The organism is Citricoccus muralis (genome assembly GCF_029637705.1).
GTDB lineage: Bacteria > Actinomycetota > Actinomycetes > Actinomycetales > Micrococcaceae > CmP2.
In genome coordinates, this window is record NZ_CP121252.1 from 1,324,623 (window position 1) to 1,340,277 (window position 15,655).

Consider the following 15,655-nt stretch of genomic DNA (forward strand, 5'->3'; position numbering starts at 1 on the left):
CTGAGCCGGTCAGCTACGCTGGGCCCCCTGCAGGGCCTGGCGTACCCGTTTTTCTGACACCGAGACGGCGGTGCCCAGATTCTGGGCGAAGAAGCTGACCCGTAGCTCCTCGATGAGCCAGCGCACCTCGGCAAGCTCGTTCGGCACCGGGATGGACTCGGGCACGGCGGCGACGGCGTCGTCGAACTGATCTTCCAGCCCCTGGACCACCTGCATGTTCAGCCCGTCGCGCTGCAACTGACCGCCGGCATCCAGCCGGTCCAACCGGGTGAGCATGGCCTGTAAGTACCGGGGCAGATGCTGTAGATGCCGCCAGCCCGTCTCCGCCACGAATCCCGGATAGATCAGCTGATCCACCTGAGCACGCAGATCCGACACCGCCGCCGCCAGCGATAGCGAGCGCGTGGCCTTCACCCGTTTGCGCACCTGAGCTGCCAGCCGCAAGGACTGCTCGACGACGCGGGTGACCGCGAAGACCTTCTCGATCAGCTCGGCCCGCACCTGCTCACCTAGGGCCGAGAAGTCCCGTTCCGTGAACGGCAGCGCATCATCAGCGGGCAACAGCGCGTCGATAGCTGCCGTGGTGCAGTCCGCAATCAACGAATCGACGGAGCCGTGCGGGCTCTGGGAAAAGGTGAGCTTCTCCTGGTGGTTGAGGTGATCAAGCACGTACCGCTGTGGATTCGGCACGGTGGCCCGCAGTAGGGCGGTCACCCCGCGGCGGTGCACCTGGCGCTGCTCGCCTGTGGTGCGGGTGATGATCAGCCCCGCCGCCGGGGAACCATCCTCGAGGGTTTCCGCGCGCAGCGCCGGGTAGCCGGTGATTTCCTGGGTGCCGGAGCCGGCGGGGACCGACGTTTTCACGCTGCGCGAGAGATCGCCCACGTCCCAGGAGGTCAGCCCGTGCCGCGGAGTATAGGCGGGCGTCCCGGCTCGGCTGTTGGTGTTGCCCTTGCTCCGCTTCTGTGCGCCGCGCTGAGCCGCAGCGCCCGGGGTCGGTCGGGGCGCGGAAGACTGAGCTGGGCCACGGGTGCCGTCGCGCGTCGCCAGGCCCGCCTCGGCTAGGGATGCGGCAATGGCGGTGCGGTTGGCATTGGAAAGCCGGGCCTGCAGGTCTTCGAGATTCTCGCCCACGCCGACCACCGCGGAGCGATCATCCACCACGCGGTAGGTCATGCGCAGATGCTCCGGCACCGCCGCCGGATTCCACTGATCTTTACTGATCACCACCGATTTCAGCCGACGCAGTACGGTGCTCAGCGACGCAAGGAGCTCATCATGGGCCGGGTCGAACTCGGCGTCGAGTATCGCTACGGCGCGCGCGGCGACGTCGGGAGCGGGCACCACCTGTTTGCGCACCGCCTTGGGCAGGGCACGGATGAGTGCGGTGACCAGTTCGACGCGCAGGCCCGGGATCAGCCAAGCGAAGCGCTGCGGGTCCATCTGGTTGAGCAACACCACCGGGATGGTGACCGTCACCCCGTCGGTGCCGGATCCTTCCGTGGTCACGCTGGGATTGAACGCGTAGTCCAGTGCGAGCTCCACGTCACCCGAGCCGGTGGGATGGGTGAACACGGTCGGAAAGAGATCGGTGTCGAGGTCTTCTGGCTCGGCCTGGATGAGTGCCTTCGGATCCAGATCCAGCAACTCAGGATTCCGGTGGCGTTCCTTCTTCCACCAGGAATCGAAGTGACGCTGTGAGACCACGGAGGCCGGAACCCGCTCGTCGTAGAACCGGAACAGGTCCTCGTCGCTGATGCGCAGGTCCCGACGGCGCAGTCGGGTTTCCAACTCCTCTACCTCGCGTAGCGCCTGTTCGTTGCGCGCCACGAAATGGTGTCGACTCTGCCAGTCACCCTCCACCAGCGCGTGCTGGATGAACATCGCGCGAGCCTCGGTGCGGTCAACACGGGAGAAACGCACCAGCCGGTCCACCGCGATGGTCACCCCCAGGACGGTGACGCGCTCGCGGGCCATGGCGGCACCCTGACGACGAGACCAGTGTGGTTCGGAGTAGGTGTGCTTGGCCAGGGAGCCGGCGGCCTGTTCGATCCATTCCGGTTCGATCGCGGCCACCATGCGGGCCCACAACCGGGAGGTTTCCACCAGCTCGGCGGCCATCACAAAGGCGTGGCGCTTCTTGAACAGCCCGGAGCCGGGGAACACTGCGAACCGGGTGCCGCGGGCTCCCTGGTATTCCCGTTTGCGCTCATCCCAGGAGCCAATGTGGGAGAGCAGTCCAGTGAGCAGCGCCCGGTGCACTGGTTCGTGCATTGCCACCGCGTCGAGGGGGCCGGGGGAGACCTTGATGCCGATCTGTGAGGCCAACTGGCGCAACTGCTGCACCAGGTCCTGCCATTCGCGCACCCGCAGGTAGTTGATGAACTCGGCCCGGCACATCTTGCGGAACTGGTTGCCGGAGAGCTCCTTCTGCTGGGTGCGCAGATACGACCACAGATTCAAGACCGAGGAGAAATCCGAGGCATCGTCTCGGAACCGGGCGTGGAGCTCATCGGCCTGGGCCCGGTGTTCGGTGGGACGCTCGCGGGGATCCTGAATGGTCAGCGCGGCGGCGAGGACCATGACCTCGCGGGTGCAGCCCAGCTCGTGGGCGGCCAAGATCATTCGGCCCAGTCGCGGATCCACGGGTAGCCGGGCCAGGGAACGGCCCAGGGAGGTGATGGTGCCTTGGGACCCTGACCCGGGTGCTCCCGAGTTCAGCGCGCCCAGTTCGGTGAGCAGCGTGGCGCCGTCGGTGATTTGGCGGGTGTCCGGGGGCTGTAGGAAGGGGAAGTCGGCGATGTCTTTCGGGGTTTTTGCCACCCCCAGGTGCAGCATCTGCAGGATGACGGCGGCCAGGTTGGTGCGCAGAATCTCCGGATCGGTGAACTCGGCGCGCGCCTCGAAATCCTCTTGAGAGTACAGGCGGATGGCAATGCCGTCGCTGGTACGCCCGGACCGCCCGGAACGCTGAGCCGCGCTGGCCTGGGAGATGCGTTCGATGGGCAGCCGCTGCACCTTCGTGCGGTGGGAGTACCGGGAAATGCGGGCGGTGCCGGTGTCGACGACATATTTGATGCCGGGTACGGTCAGCGACGTCTCCGCCACATTGGTGGCCAATACGATCCGTCGCTTGCCTCCGCGACGGAACACCCGGTGCTGCTCGGCCATCGACAGCCGACCGTACAGGGGCAGAATCTCGGTGGTGGACAGGCGCGGATGTGCTGCCAGCCGCGGCGCCAGCGCTTCGGCCGCATCGCGGATTTCGCGCTCGCCCGGGAAGAACACCAGAATGTCGCCATCCGGTTCGGCGGCGAGCTCCTCGACGGCGTCGCCCACGGCGTCCACCGGATCGCGGGATTCCTCGTCGTGGCCGCCGCCACGCTCTGCAGCGTCGTCGTCACCGTGAGGAGAATCAGACTCAGTGAGCGGCCGGTACCGGATCTCCACTGGAAAGGTTCGCCCGGAGACTTCGATAATGGGTGCCGGTTCCGGTTCGCCTTCCGCATCCACGCCGGTGGCGAAGTGCGCGGCGAACGATTCTGGGTCGATCGTGGCCGAGGTGACAATGACTTTCAGGTCCGGGCGTTGCGGCAGGATCCGCTTGAGATAGCCCAGGAGGAAGTCGATGTTGAGGCTGCGCTCGTGGGCCTCGTCGATGATGATCACCGAGTAGCGCTTTAGCAGCGGATCATGCGGGATCTCGGCCAGCAGAATGCCGTCGGTCATCACCTTGACCCGGGTGTCCTCGGACGTTTCGGCGGTAAAACGCACCTGGTATCCCACGGTGGATCCGATGTCCTCACCGAGCTCCTCGGCGATGCGTTCGGCCACCGAGCGGGCAGCGATGCGGCGCGGCTGGGTGTGTCCGATGATCCCGTGTTCGTCCAGGCCCAAGGCAAGACACATTTTGGGCAACTGGGTGGTCTTGCCCGATCCGGTCTCGCCGGCCACGATGATCACCTGGTGCTCGGCCAAGGCGGCGATGATGTCGTCACGCCGAGCAGAGACGGGCAGATGCTCGGGAAAGGTGATGCTGCGCGACGGGGCGGGGGCGGAGCCGTGGTTCGGCTGGGCTGCGGAATCGGACATGATGACCCCGATTCTACCGAGTGTGGCGCGTCGTCAACGTCGTTCAGCCCGCTGGAGCTGGTCCGGTGGAGCCACGCACCCGCAAGGGGGAAGGGAGCCGGATGGTGCGGGGCCGGGTGTCCCCGCCGATCTGGGTCAACAACAAATCCACCGCGGCCCGACCAGCCTCCTCAACGGGTGCGTCCAAGCAGGTCAGCCCCGAATGTACGAAGCTCGCCCCGTAGGTGTTGTCGTAGCCGGTAATGGAGAGGTCCTCGGGTACCTGTACCCCGCGGCGCACGAAGTGGCGGATCATCCCAATCGCCAGTTGATCATTGAACGCCACGATCGCGGTGGGACGGTGCGCAGCGGCGATCTCTCCGGCCACTGGCCCCTGATCGTAGTTGGGAGAGAAAGGTCCGGTGCGGATGATCGTCATACCGAGTTTCCGCGCTCCGTGATGCAGTGCACGCCAGCGTTGTAGATTGGTCCAGCTATTGTTCGGCCCGGCGCAGTACACCACGCGACGGTGCCCCAAGGCGTGCAGGTGCTCGATGAGCTGATGCGAACTTTCGGAGGTACCGGCGATGACCGAACTGACACCGACCACCTCCCGGTTGAACATCACCAGGGGTTGGTGACGAGCCAGTTCGCGCATTTCTGTATCCGAAGTGGACCGTGCCGAGGTAATGATGCCGTCGACGGCACGCGATACCCGCTCGATGAGGACCTGTTCCATGGCCGGAGTTTCTTCGGCGTCACCAACGACAGCCAGATAGCCAGCGGCCTTGGCTTGACGGACCACGCCTTTGACCAGATCCGTGAAGAACGGATTAGCGCTGTCCTGCACGAGCAGATACAGGGTGCGCGACATGGTGCGGGCCGGCGTCACCCGTGCAGGTTCGCGGCGATATCCCAACCGGGCGGCGACGGCCATAATGTGCTCGACGGTCTGAAAGTTCACCCGGTCCGGCTGGGTGAAGGCCCGAGACGCCGTGGACAGCGCCACCCCGGCGGCGTCGGCGACATCGCGCAACAGTACCCGTTCGGCTGCGGAGGGATCCTGATCGGCTGTGCGTGTCATCTCCGGTGACCCTTCCCGGGCGAGCGGTGGTGGTAGCGGTGTGACGCGCCTAACTCAGTTGAGTGGATATTGCCATGCGTTGCCAGGATCTGTCCATTCCGCCGGGAACAGCGCGGAGTGGCGGCCGTCACAATCGGTCATGCTTGGCAACTTTTGGCAATTGTGTGACCTGACCCGGGTGGTCGTGGCAAGCTGGTTCATCATCATGTTGTGACTCAGATCACGTTTGCAACCGGTTGTATTGGATGTTCATTCATACCGATGGCACAGCGTAGGCGGGGTCAGACACGCGACAACACACCCACACATCACATCGCCCTTTCTTGGAGGAACGTCATGTTGAATCGCACATCGCGCCGGGGCCGGTCCCTGATCACCACCATCGCTCTGGCAGCCACCGCCGGCCTGGCTCTGAGCGCCTGCGCCAGCAATAACGGCGGTGGGGAAGAAGACTCCGAATTTCCCACGAAGGATCTGCGCCTGATCGTGCCATGGCAGGCCGGTGGCTCCGGTGACCTCTCGGCACGCACCATCGCCCCACTGCTCGAGGACGAGCTCGGCGTCAACGTCGTCGTCGAGAACCGTCCGGGTGCCAATGGCTCCGTCGGCTACAACTGGCTGAAGGAACAGGAACCGGACGGCTACAACATGTCCATGGTCGGGGCCGAGGTTGCCACTCTGCAGTTCATGGACTACGACATCTCTCCGGATGACTATGAGTTCCTCTCTCAGATCATCTCCGGCCCGGGCGCCATTGCCGTGCGCTCGGACAGTCCCTACGAGACCCTGCAGGATCTCATCGACGATGCCAAGGAGCGTCCGGGCGAGGTCACTTACTCATCTCCCGGTGTGGGCTCGGTGTGGGACAACCCGGCCCAAGGGCTGCAGGAATTGGCCGACATTGAGCTGACCAACGTCCCCTTCGACGGTTCGGCTCCCTCCATTGCCGCTGCTGCGGCCGGTGACGTGGACTTCTCCATCGACGCCGTGGGCTCCCAGAAGGCCCAGGTCGACGGCGGAGAAATGCGTTACCTCGCCGTGCTCACCGAGGAGCGGCTGGAAGAGCTACCTGACGTGCCCACCGCCGCTGAAGAGGGCGTAGACCTGCAGAACGCTTCCTTCACCGGAATCGTGGTGCCGGCTGGCACTCCCGAGGACGTCGTGACGGTGCTCAGCGAAGCCATCCAGGCTGCCGCGCAGGATCCCGCCTACACCGACGTGATCGAAAGTTCCAACCTCATCCCGCTGGGCACCTCCGCCGAGGAATTCGACGCCTTCATCCAGGAAGAAGAAGAGCGTCACGGCCGCTGGATCGAATTGGCACAGTCCACCGAGTGAAAGCGAGAAGACGATGACTGACTCGCCCCGCGAGTCCGTCGTCCGAGATGCTGACGCCGACGTCGCCCCCTCCGAGGAGGGGGCGACGCTGGCAGAACTTCGGCATCCGGAGGCGGAACCTCTCCTGAAGAATCTCCCCTATCGGCTCCGTGAGCTGATCCCGGTGGCCGCCGCCGTGGGCGTGGGCATCTGGGTGCTGGTGATGACTGGCAATATCCAGGCACACAACCGCGGCGAACTGGGGCCGCAATTCTGGCCGACGATGCTCGCTACCGCGATGATCGTGATGGGCGGGCTGCTCATCCTGACCAACGTGATGCGCGGTGTACGGCCCGCCGACATTCCTGATCACATGACCTGGTGGGGCATAAGCCGCCTGCTGATCTCCGGCGCGGTGCTGGTCGGATACGTCTTGCTGTTTAACGTGCTGCAGTTCTGGTTGATTACCATCGCCGCGACCGCCCTGCTCGTGGCCCTCTACGGGTTGCGCGGCTGGCGGGCGCTGGTGGTATTTCCGATCATTATCGGAGCCGTGTTGCATCTGCTGTTCATTACTTTCTTGGGGGTTCCGCTATGATCGAGCCACTCATGACGGGGATGCTCCCCGATCTCTTCCACGCCGCCAGCTCGCAGCTGGTACTGGCGAATTCGGTGCTGGACGGCGCCTCCGTGGTGTTGCGCTGGGACACTTTGATCTACATCGGCTTGGGCATGCTCGTCGGCATGCTGGTGGGTGCCTTCCCCGGCGTGACCGCCACCATGGCGGTCGCTCTGGCCTCCGGGTTCACCCTGACCATGGAACCGCTGCAGGGCCTGGCCGTGTTGCTGACCATCTACGTGGCCGCCCAGTTCGGTGACCGGGTACCCGCCATTCTGATCAACACCCCGGGCACGCCGTCATCGATTTCCACCACTTTTGATGGCTACCCGATGGCGAAGAACGGTCAGGCCGGCCTAGCGATGACCGTCTCTGCCTTCGGCTCGGCGTTCGGCATGGTTTTCGGCACGATCCTGTTGGCCCTGTTCGCGATCCCGATCGCCGGCCTGGCTCGTGAATTCGGTCCACCGGAGCTTTTCGCTCTGGTGGTCTTCGGCCTGACCATGATGATTGGTGTGTCGTCCGGACGCATCACCAAGGGCCTGATCGCCGGCATGTTTGGATTGTTCCTCGCCACCGTAGGGCGTGATCCGATCACCGGTGACCAGCGTTTCACCCTGGGCATCCTTGAGCTCAACGGCGGGGTTCCGTTCATTCCGGTGATTATTGGTCTGTTTGGTCTGGCCGAGGTGCTCAACCAGATGATCACGCACCGACGCAACGAAAAGCAGATCAAGCCGATTCAGCAGCTGGGCCGCTGGTTCCCTGATGGAGCTACCTTCCGCCGCATACTCAAGCCCATGGGTGTCGGTGCTGGTACCGGCTCCGTGGTGGGTCTCGTGCCCGCCGTCGGTGGTGACATTGCCGGCATCATCGCCTGGGACAACGCCAAGCGCGTGTCCAAAAACAAGCACGAGTTCGGTAAGGGTTCTATTGAAGGGCTTACGGCGGGGGATACCTCCTCCACCGCCACCATTGGTGGCTCGGTGACGACCACGATGGCGCTGGGTATTCCCGGTGACTCCGTGATGGCGGTGCTGATCGGATCCATGATGATCTGGGGCATCCAGCCCGGACCGGCGCTGTTCGCGAACGATCCCTCGCTGGTTTACTCGCTGGCCATGATTCTGCTGATCGCGACCGTGTTGTCGCTGGCGGTCTCCCTGGTGCGCATGAAGTCGATGGTGAAGCTGCTGGAACTGAAGAACCAGTACCTGTGGGTGATCATCCTCGTGTTCTGTATCGTGGGCACCTTCTCGATCAACAACTCTGTCTTCGACGTGATGGTGATGCTGATCATGGGCCTGGTTGGACTGTTCATGCTCCGCTTCGGATTCCCGCCCGGCCCGGCTGTGCTGGGACTCATCTTGGGCCCGCTGGCTGAATCCAACCTGCGTCGAACGCTCATCGGTGGCGGATGGGAGGCATTCCTCGGTTCGCCGATTGCCCTGGTGCTTTTCGCCATCTCGGCGGCGGCACTCATTCTGCCTCCGCTGCGGGCTATGCGCGCTCGCCGTAAGGCAGCCATGGCTGGCAAAGACGAGGGTATGTCCGTGCTGATTCCCTGATCAACAGGGAAGAACATCGCTCCACCACGACATCGGCCCGGTCGGTGCACTGCTTCTCAGCAGCGCACCGACCGGGCCGATGCGTTTCGGGCCTACCGAAGGTCAGGACTCACGGATGGTGAACAACCGCTTGTTCACGAATTCGTCCATGCCCAGCGGGCCCAACTCGCGCCCATAGCCGGAGCGCTTGACCCCGCCGAAGGGCAAGTCGGCCCCGGAGGTGTTGTACCCGTTCACATGAGACATGCCAACCTCCAGCTGCTCTGCCAGCCGTGTGGCTTGCTCGACGTCCGTGGAAAACACCGAGCCGCCCAGACCGTACGCAGAGTCGTTGGCCAGTGTGAGTGCTTCTTCTTCCGAAGACACCTTGTAGACCATGGCCACCGGACCGAAGAGCTCCTCCTGGTAGGCGCGTGCAGCCGGAGTGATGTCGGTCATTACCGTCGGCTGGACGTAGTACCCATCTCGTGCCTCGCGCTGTCCGCCCACGCGGATCGTGGCGCCGTTCTGTGCGGCGTCGGCGATCTGGCTCAGCAGCCCTTCTACGGCCGACTCCGATGAGACCGGGGGATAGGTGCCACGTTCCGAGGCGGCAGGATCACCGGCGGTCAGCGATTCGGCTTCGGCAACGAGTGATTCGACGAACTCGTCGTAGATATCCTCCATCACGATCATCCGCTTATTGGAGGTGCAGGCCTGGCCGGCGTTGGAGAGCCGGGTGCGCAGCGCGGTCTTCGCGGACTTGGCCACATCGTCCGAGCTGAGGATGATGTATGGGTCGGAGCCACCGAGTTCCAGTACGACCTTCTTGAGATGCCTGCCGGCCTGTTCGGCCACAATGGCGCCGGCCCGCTCGGACCCGGTCAGCGACACCCCCTGGATCTGAGGCGCGGCGATGATGGTGGAGATTTGCTCGTGGGTAGCGAAGACGTTCTGGTAGACGCCCTCAGGCACTCCTGCTTCGTGGAGCAGCTCGGCGATCGCGAGCGCGGAGGCCGCGCAGATTTCAGCGTGCTTGAGGATGATGGTGTTGCCCAGCATCAGGTTCGGCGCGGCGAATCGGGCCACCTGGTAGTACGGGAAGTTCCAGGGCATAATGCCCAGCAACCCGCCGACCGGACGGCGCTGAATCAGACACCGGGTGCCGTCGATATTGCGCAGCTCTTGGTCTTTGCTAAGCTCTTCGCCTTCGGTGGCGTAATAGCGGAAGATCTGGGCCACGTACTTGACCTCGCCGACGGCTTCGCGCAACGGTTTTCCCATCTCGCGGGTGGCGATGGCGGCCAGGTCCTCTGCGCGTTCGTCAAAGAGATCGGCGACCCGCTGCAGGATAGTTCCCCGCTCGGACATGGGCCGAGCCGACCATGCGCGATAGGCCCGCTCGGTGGTGGTCAGTGCCTGTTCGATTTGCTCGTCGGTGGCGTTGTCGAACTCGCGCTCAATCACGCCGGTGCTTGGATTCTGTGTGCGGAAGCCCACGGAGATCCTCCTTCGCGTCTGTCGGGGTCATTAGTGAGTCAGGGAACCTCAGCTGCTGACTCGTGATCGCCGCACGGCGACCGGTGCCTCCACTGTAACGACGAGCAGGCGAGATGTGTCAGCCCTGAGGCTCGCCCAGGGCAGGGTCGAAGGTAGACAGCGATTGCTTCCAGAATGATTTCCACTCTGCCATGGCTTCGGCCTGGGTGATCTTGGAATGGGCAACCACCACGGCGGTACGCTCGCCCTGTTTCGCGGTGCGGGACTCGACGCTGACCAGCACGGCGGTTCCGTCTGTGAGGGATACGCGCCAATTATCGCGCTTCTCTGTGGAGGAGACGCGGGGTTCACCGGCCGGGGCACTGGGAAATTCGGGAGATTTCAACAACGTCTCCAACCAGCTCAGTATCTCGGGCAACAGTGCTTCGCGAAGGACAGGCAACGTCCTGGATGCAGATGCTTCGAAGGTTCCGTCGGCACGCTGCCCCGGAGCTCGGCGACCGATGTGCTGTTCATACGCGACCGTGACGCCTTGAGCCCACCAACCCGGGCTGCTGTGAATTTTCGCATCCTCTGGAATGCTCAGATGGGTATCGGGATCATCGCCGGTGATCATGTGTTGCGCCAGCTGTGCAATCTCGGCGTGGGGTTTATCCCGAGCGCCATGATGGTCGAGGGCGGAAACCCAGTCATCCCAGGCCACATGCGAGGCTTCGACGATGCTGGAGGTGCTGGTACCAGAAACAGGTGTGGCCATGCTCACAGCATAGCGGGATTCCTCGTAGCAGAAGCGGGGAGTGAAAAACAGAACGCCAGACGCAAGAGAGGTGGTGCCCCCAGTAGGATTCGAACCTACGGCCTTCTGCTCCGGAGGCAGACGCTCTATCCCCTGAGCTATGGAGGCGGGGGTCCCGGTGGGACCTGAATACTCTATCGCACTTTCGCTCCCATTGCAGACGCGCGGATCCACACCAGCGGCATGACGGCTGTCACGAGGTGTCGTGAAATGTAGTGACAACGCTTCGGGTGACTAGACTGGGGCGGGTGACTCCAGAAGAACTTTCCGCAGTGATCGTGGCCTGCCTTCAAGACGCCGTTTCCGCCGGTGATATCACCGTCGACGTACCCGCAACGGTCAAGGTGGAGCGACCCAAGAACCGCGACCACGGCGACTGGGCCACCAACATTGCACTGCAGCTGGGCAAGCGGGCCGGAATGAACCCGCGAGACTTCGCTGGTGCACTGGCCGAGCGTCTGACCGCCCAGGAAGGAATCGAATCCGTGGACATTGCCGGGCCCGGGTTCATCAACATCACACTGGCCGCCGGCGCTGCCGGACAGCTGGCCCGGACCATCGTCGAGGCCGGGGCGGCGTTCGGCACCAACGACACCTTGCGCGGCGAGACAGTGAATATGGAGTTCGTCTCAGCCAATCCCACCGGTCCATTGCACATCGGACACACCCGCTGGGCCGCCCTGGGCGACGCCATCGCCCGCCTGCTGCGCGCCTCGGGTGCCACGCTGACCACCGAGTACTACATCAACGACGCCGGCAGTCAGATGAATACTTTCGCCGCCTCCGTCTATGCCCGCCTGCACGGACACGACGTGCCCGAGGGCGGGTACCCCGGCCAGTACGTTCAGGACCTGGCAGACAGCATCGTCGCCGAGCATCCAGAGGTCCGTGACCTGTCGGAAGCCGACGCTTTGCCGGTGCTGCGCGAGCACGCCTACCGGCTGCAGCTGGCCGACATCGAGACCACCCTCGATGACTTCGGTGTGGACTTTGACGTCTGGTTCTCCGAAACCGAGCTGCACACCTCCGGCGCCATCGGCACTGCTGTGGATCGGCTGCGCGAGCAAGGCCACATCCTGGACCAGGACGACGCCGTGTGGTTGCGCACGACCGACTTCGGTGACGACAAGGATCGAGTGCTGATCCGCGCCAACGGCGAGCCCACCTACTTTGCCGCCGATGCCGCCTACTACCTGTCGAAGAAGGACCGCGGCTTCGACCGGAAGATCTACCTGCTCGGAGCCGACCACCACGGCTACGTGGGCCGTCTCAAGGCCATCGCGGCTTGCGCTGGTGACGACCCCGAGAAAAACATCGAGATCCTCATCGGCCAGCTGATCTCCGTCAACGGAGCGAAGCTCTCCAAGCGCGCCGGCAACATCATCGAGCTCAAGGACCTCATCGAATGGCTGGGCAAAGACGCGCTGCGCTACTCGTTAGCGCGATTCCCCGCCGACTCGCCGATGGCTATTGATCCGGAGCTGCTGCGCTCGCGGTCCAACGACAACCCGGTCTACTACGTCCAATACGCCCACGCTCGGTCGCGCAACGCCTCCCGCACCGCGGAAGCACACGAGATCACCCGGGAGCTGTTTGACTTCGATGCCACCACGTTGACCCACGACACCGAGTCGGCACTGCTGGCCCACCTGGGGGAGTTCCCCTCGATCGTGGCCATGGCTGCATCGATGCGCGAACCACACCGCGTGGCACGCCACCTCGAAGTCATCGCTGGCGCCTACCACTCCTGGTATGCCGCGTGTCGCATCATCCCGTTGCAAGGTGAACAGCCCGGCCCGGTGAACGTGGCCCGACTGTGGCTGAACGACGCCACCAGCCAGGTGCTGGCCAACGGGCTGGCCCTGCTGGGTGTCGATGCGCCGGAGAAGATGTGATGGCGCGCTCCGCACTGGCGCCAGCGTGGCTTCCCTACCCGGAGTCGGTCTCTGACGCTCATCACATCGACCCGGTGATGTGGGCTGACGGCGTGGAACGCGGGGGCGACGGTGTCGTTACCGTGCACGGTGTTTCTGTGGCGAAACTCGCCGAGGACTACGGCACCCCGCTGCTGGTGCTCGACGAAGACGACTTCCGCGCTCGGGCCCGGGCGTTTCGTACTGCGTTCAACGCCGCGTTCGACCAGCTCTGCGGCGGAGTCGACGTCTACTACGCCTCCAAGTCACTGCTCACGGTTGACGTGGCACGCTGGGCACGGGAAGAAGGCCTGCGGGTTGACACCGCTTCCGGTGGCGAGCTGGCGCTGGCACTGCGCGGCGGCGTTGATCCCGCAGACATCGGACTGCACGGGAACAACAAGTCCGATGCCGAAATCCACCGTGCTCTCGAGGTGGGGGTCGGACGCATCGTCGTCGACTCTCTCGACGAACTCAACCGTGTGGCAGAACTGGCCGGTGAGACGGGGCAACAGGCTCCGGTGATGCTGCGGCTCACCCCCGGTGTTCACGCCCACACCCACGACTACATCGCCACCGCACACGAAGACCAGAAATTCGGTCTCTCCATGGCCACTGGGCGTAACGGTGAGGACTCACCGGCGCTGGAAGCCGTGCGGTTCGCGGCTGAATCTGCGTCGATTGAATTCCTCGGGTTGCATTGCCACATCGGCTCGCAGATCTTTGAAGCGGCTGGTTTTGGGGCCGCGGCGGAGAAACTCCTGACCTTTATCGCAGAGATTCGGAACGACGCTGGCATCGTTGTGAAGGAACTCGACCTCGGTGGCGGTCACGGCATCGCGTACACCCCGGCCGATACCCCGCGTCACCCGGAAGAAATCGCTGAGACGCTGGCCGCACTGATGCGTGCGGTGGTCGACCGTCTGGGCATCGACTGCCCACGGGTCTCCATCGAGCCCGGCCGTGCGATTTCCGGTCCGCCAGGATTCACCCTCTACACCGTGGGTGTGACCAAGACCGTGCAAGTGGACGACGACCACTCGCGCCGCTATGTTGCCGTCGACGGCGGGATGAGTGACAACCCGCGACCGGTGCTCTACGACGCTGACTACACCGCCATGTTGGCCTCGCGCGTCTCCGAGGCGTCGGCTACGCTATCGCGAGTGGTGGGCAAGCACTGCGAATCAGGTGACATCGTGGTTCGCGACGGCTACCTGCCCGATGATGTGGGCCGCGGCGACCTGCTGGCCGTTCCCGCTACCGGGGCATACACCCACGTGATGAGTTCCAACTACAACATGCTGCCCCGACCCGCGATCGTGGCGGTGTCCCATAGCGGCCCCCGATTGATCATCCGCCGAGAATCCGAAGCGGATCTGTTTGCCCGCGAAGTCGGCCTCGCCGACGTACCCGCATCCACCCCGACCACGACCGACAACGGAGGATCATGACCACCGTCTCCCACCACGACACCCCCGTGCTCAACGTTGCCTTGCTGGGCGGCGGCACCGTCGGATCACAGGTCGCACGCATTCTGACCGAAGACTCCGAGCTGCTCACTGAGCGCATCGGCGCCCGCCTGAACCTCGCCGGGGTCTTCGTCCGCAACACCGCCGCCCAGCGTGACTACCAGTTGCCGTCCTTGCTCTACACCACCGACGCGGAAGAGCTGATCTCCCGAGCCGACATCGTCATCGAGCTCATGGGTGGCATTGACCCGGCCCGTGAGCTCATCCTGGCCGCCATCAACCGCGGTGCTGCTGTGGTCACCGGCAACAAAGCCCTGTTGGCCACCCACGGAACCGAGCTCTTCACCGCCGCCGCGGATCAAGGCGTGCAACTGAGCTTCGAAGCCTCCGTCTGCGGCGCTATCCCGATTCTGCGCCCGCTGCGGGACTCGCTCTCCGGTGACCGCGTCACCCGCGTCATGGGTATTGCCAATGGCACCACCAACTACATCCTCGACCAGATGGACACCACCGGAATCTCCTTCGGTGACGCCCTGGCCGAGGCCCAGCGCCTGGGCTACGCCGAAGCGGACCCAACCGCCGACATCGCCGGACACGACGCTGCCGCCAAAGTCGCCATTCTTGCCTCGCTCGCATTCCAGGCACCCTTTACCTTGGACCAGGTCGACTGCCAGGGCATCACGACCATCACCGCAGAAGACAACGAAGCCGCTGCTGCCGCCGGGTTCGTCATCAAGCTGCTGGCCATCGCCGAACGCGTCAGCACCAACGGCGACGACGGTGTGGTCCTGCGTGTGCACCCCACCTTGCTGCCGCGCGAACACCCCCTGGCCGCTGTCCGCGGGGCCTACAACGCGGTGTTCGTCGAGGCCGAGAACGCCGGGGAGCTCATGTTCTACGGGGCGGGCGCCGGCGGCGAGGCCACCGCAAGTGCGGTGATGGGTGACGTCGTCTCCATCGCCAAGCGACTGCAGCACGGGGGGCCGGGACGCCCCCACACCCCCAAGACGAGCCTGGACGCACTCGAGATCGGCCACACCACCACCAGCTACATGATCGTGGTGCACGCCGCAGATCAGCCCGGCGTGCTGGCCACCGTGGCCAGCCTGTTCGCCGAGCAGGGCGTCTCCATCGAGACCATGCAACAGGCCCCGGCCGAGCTCACCCCGCTCGAAGCCGAACGTGCCGCAGCGGCGGGGGAGACCCCGCAGGCGGTGCTGCGCTTCATCACACACCGAGGATTGGAACAGCGGCTGGCAGACACCGTCGCCGCGATCGAAGAGCTGGACGTGGTCTCTGCCGTGACCTCCGTCCTGCGCGTGGAAGGAAACTGATCAAC

At 64.3% G+C, this 15,655-nt stretch carries 10 protein-coding genes and 1 tRNA gene; 6 read left to right on the plus strand and 5 right to left on the minus strand.

The window, feature by feature from the left end:
- Positions 1-9: 9 nt before the first annotated feature.
- Positions 10-4,092, minus strand: coding sequence for an ATP-dependent RNA helicase HrpA (hrpA, locus tag P8192_RS06080; RefSeq protein WP_278159346.1), 4,083 nt, complete (start codon positions 4,090-4,092; stop codon positions 10-12).
- 43 nt (positions 4,093-4,135) lie between these two features.
- Positions 4,136-5,155, minus strand: coding sequence for a LacI family DNA-binding transcriptional regulator (locus P8192_RS06085; RefSeq protein ID WP_278159348.1), 1,020 nt, complete (start codon positions 5,153-5,155; stop codon positions 4,136-4,138).
- Between the two features lie 336 nt (positions 5,156-5,491).
- Here P8192_RS06085 and P8192_RS06090 point away from each other — a divergent pair, with 336 nt between their 5' ends.
- Genes P8192_RS06090 through P8192_RS06100 form a run of 3 tightly spaced genes read left to right on the plus strand, consistent with a single transcriptional unit; the run spans position 5,492 to position 8,659 of the window.
- Positions 5,492-6,493, plus strand: a complete 1,002-nt coding sequence (locus tag P8192_RS06090) for a tripartite tricarboxylate transporter substrate binding protein (RefSeq protein WP_278159350.1) — start codon at positions 5,492-5,494, stop codon at positions 6,491-6,493.
- A 13-nt stretch (positions 6,494-6,506) separates the two neighbouring features.
- Positions 6,507-7,070, plus strand: coding sequence for a tripartite tricarboxylate transporter TctB family protein (locus tag P8192_RS06095; RefSeq protein ID WP_278159351.1), 564 nt, complete (start codon positions 6,507-6,509; stop codon positions 7,068-7,070).
- Complete coding sequence (locus tag P8192_RS06100) at positions 7,067-8,659, plus strand: tripartite tricarboxylate transporter permease (RefSeq protein WP_278159353.1); 1,593 nt, start codon at positions 7,067-7,069, stop codon at positions 8,657-8,659. Before P8192_RS06095 ends, P8192_RS06100 begins: the two co-directional genes overlap by 4 nt.
- A gap of 102 nt (positions 8,660-8,761) precedes the next feature.
- Here the strand turns inward: P8192_RS06100 and P8192_RS06105 are convergent, their stop codons facing one another.
- From P8192_RS06105 to P8192_RS06115, 3 genes are all read right to left on the minus strand, one after another.
- Positions 8,762-10,138, minus strand: coding sequence for an NAD-dependent succinate-semialdehyde dehydrogenase (locus P8192_RS06105; protein ID WP_278159355.1), 1,377 nt, complete (start codon positions 10,136-10,138; stop codon positions 8,762-8,764).
- Between the two features lie 118 nt (positions 10,139-10,256).
- Entirely contained in the window at positions 10,257-10,895 is a 639-nt protein-coding gene (locus tag P8192_RS06110; protein WP_278159357.1) for a hypothetical protein, read from the minus strand.
- Between the two features lie 71 nt (positions 10,896-10,966).
- Positions 10,967-11,042: transfer RNA gene (locus P8192_RS06115), tRNA-Arg, on the minus strand.
- 140 nt (positions 11,043-11,182) lie between these two features.
- On the opposite strand from P8192_RS06115, the gene argS reads away from it, so the two are divergent.
- The 3 genes from argS to P8192_RS06130 are packed head-to-tail and all read left to right on the plus strand — an operon-like array spanning position 11,183 to position 15,650.
- Positions 11,183-12,829 carry an arginine--tRNA ligase gene (gene argS, locus P8192_RS06120; RefSeq protein ID WP_278159359.1) on the plus strand — a complete coding sequence of 549 codons (1,647 nt, stop codon included), beginning with the start codon at positions 11,183-11,185 and terminating at the stop codon, positions 12,827-12,829.
- Entirely contained in the window at positions 12,829-14,298 is a 1,470-nt protein-coding gene (lysA, locus tag P8192_RS06125; RefSeq protein WP_278159361.1) for a diaminopimelate decarboxylase, read from the plus strand. Before argS ends, lysA begins: the two co-directional genes overlap by 1 nt.
- A complete protein-coding gene (locus tag P8192_RS06130) occupies positions 14,295-15,650 on the plus strand; it encodes a homoserine dehydrogenase (RefSeq protein ID WP_278159363.1) in 1,356 nt (451 codons plus the stop codon). Before lysA ends, P8192_RS06130 begins: the two co-directional genes overlap by 4 nt.
- The last annotated feature ends 5 nt before the right edge of the window (positions 15,651-15,655 follow it).

What these genes read in the sequence shown, in the direction of transcription:
- hrpA (WP_278159346.1), bottom strand. Translation starts at nt 4,092, where the DNA reads ATGTCCGATTCCGCAGCCCAGCCGAACCACGGCTCCGCCCCCGCCCCG.
- P8192_RS06090 (WP_278159350.1), top strand. Translation starts at nt 5,492, where the DNA reads ATGTTGAATCGCACATCGCGCCGGGGCCGGTCCCTGATCACCACCATC.
- P8192_RS06100 (WP_278159353.1), top strand. Translation starts at nt 7,067, where the DNA reads ATGATCGAGCCACTCATGACGGGGATGCTCCCCGATCTCTTCCACGCC.
- P8192_RS06110 (WP_278159357.1), bottom strand. Translation starts at nt 10,895, where the DNA reads ATGGCCACACCTGTTTCTGGTACCAGCACCTCCAGCATCGTCGAAGCC.
- P8192_RS06130 (WP_278159363.1), top strand. Translation starts at nt 14,295, where the DNA reads ATGACCACCGTCTCCCACCACGACACCCCCGTGCTCAACGTTGCCTTG.
- lysA (WP_278159361.1), top strand. Translation starts at nt 12,829, where the DNA reads ATGGCGCGCTCCGCACTGGCGCCAGCGTGGCTTCCCTACCCGGAGTCG.
- P8192_RS06085 (WP_278159348.1), bottom strand. Translation starts at nt 5,155, where the DNA reads ATGACACGCACAGCCGATCAGGATCCCTCCGCAGCCGAACGGGTACTG.
- P8192_RS06095 (WP_278159351.1), top strand. Translation starts at nt 6,507, where the DNA reads ATGACTGACTCGCCCCGCGAGTCCGTCGTCCGAGATGCTGACGCCGAC.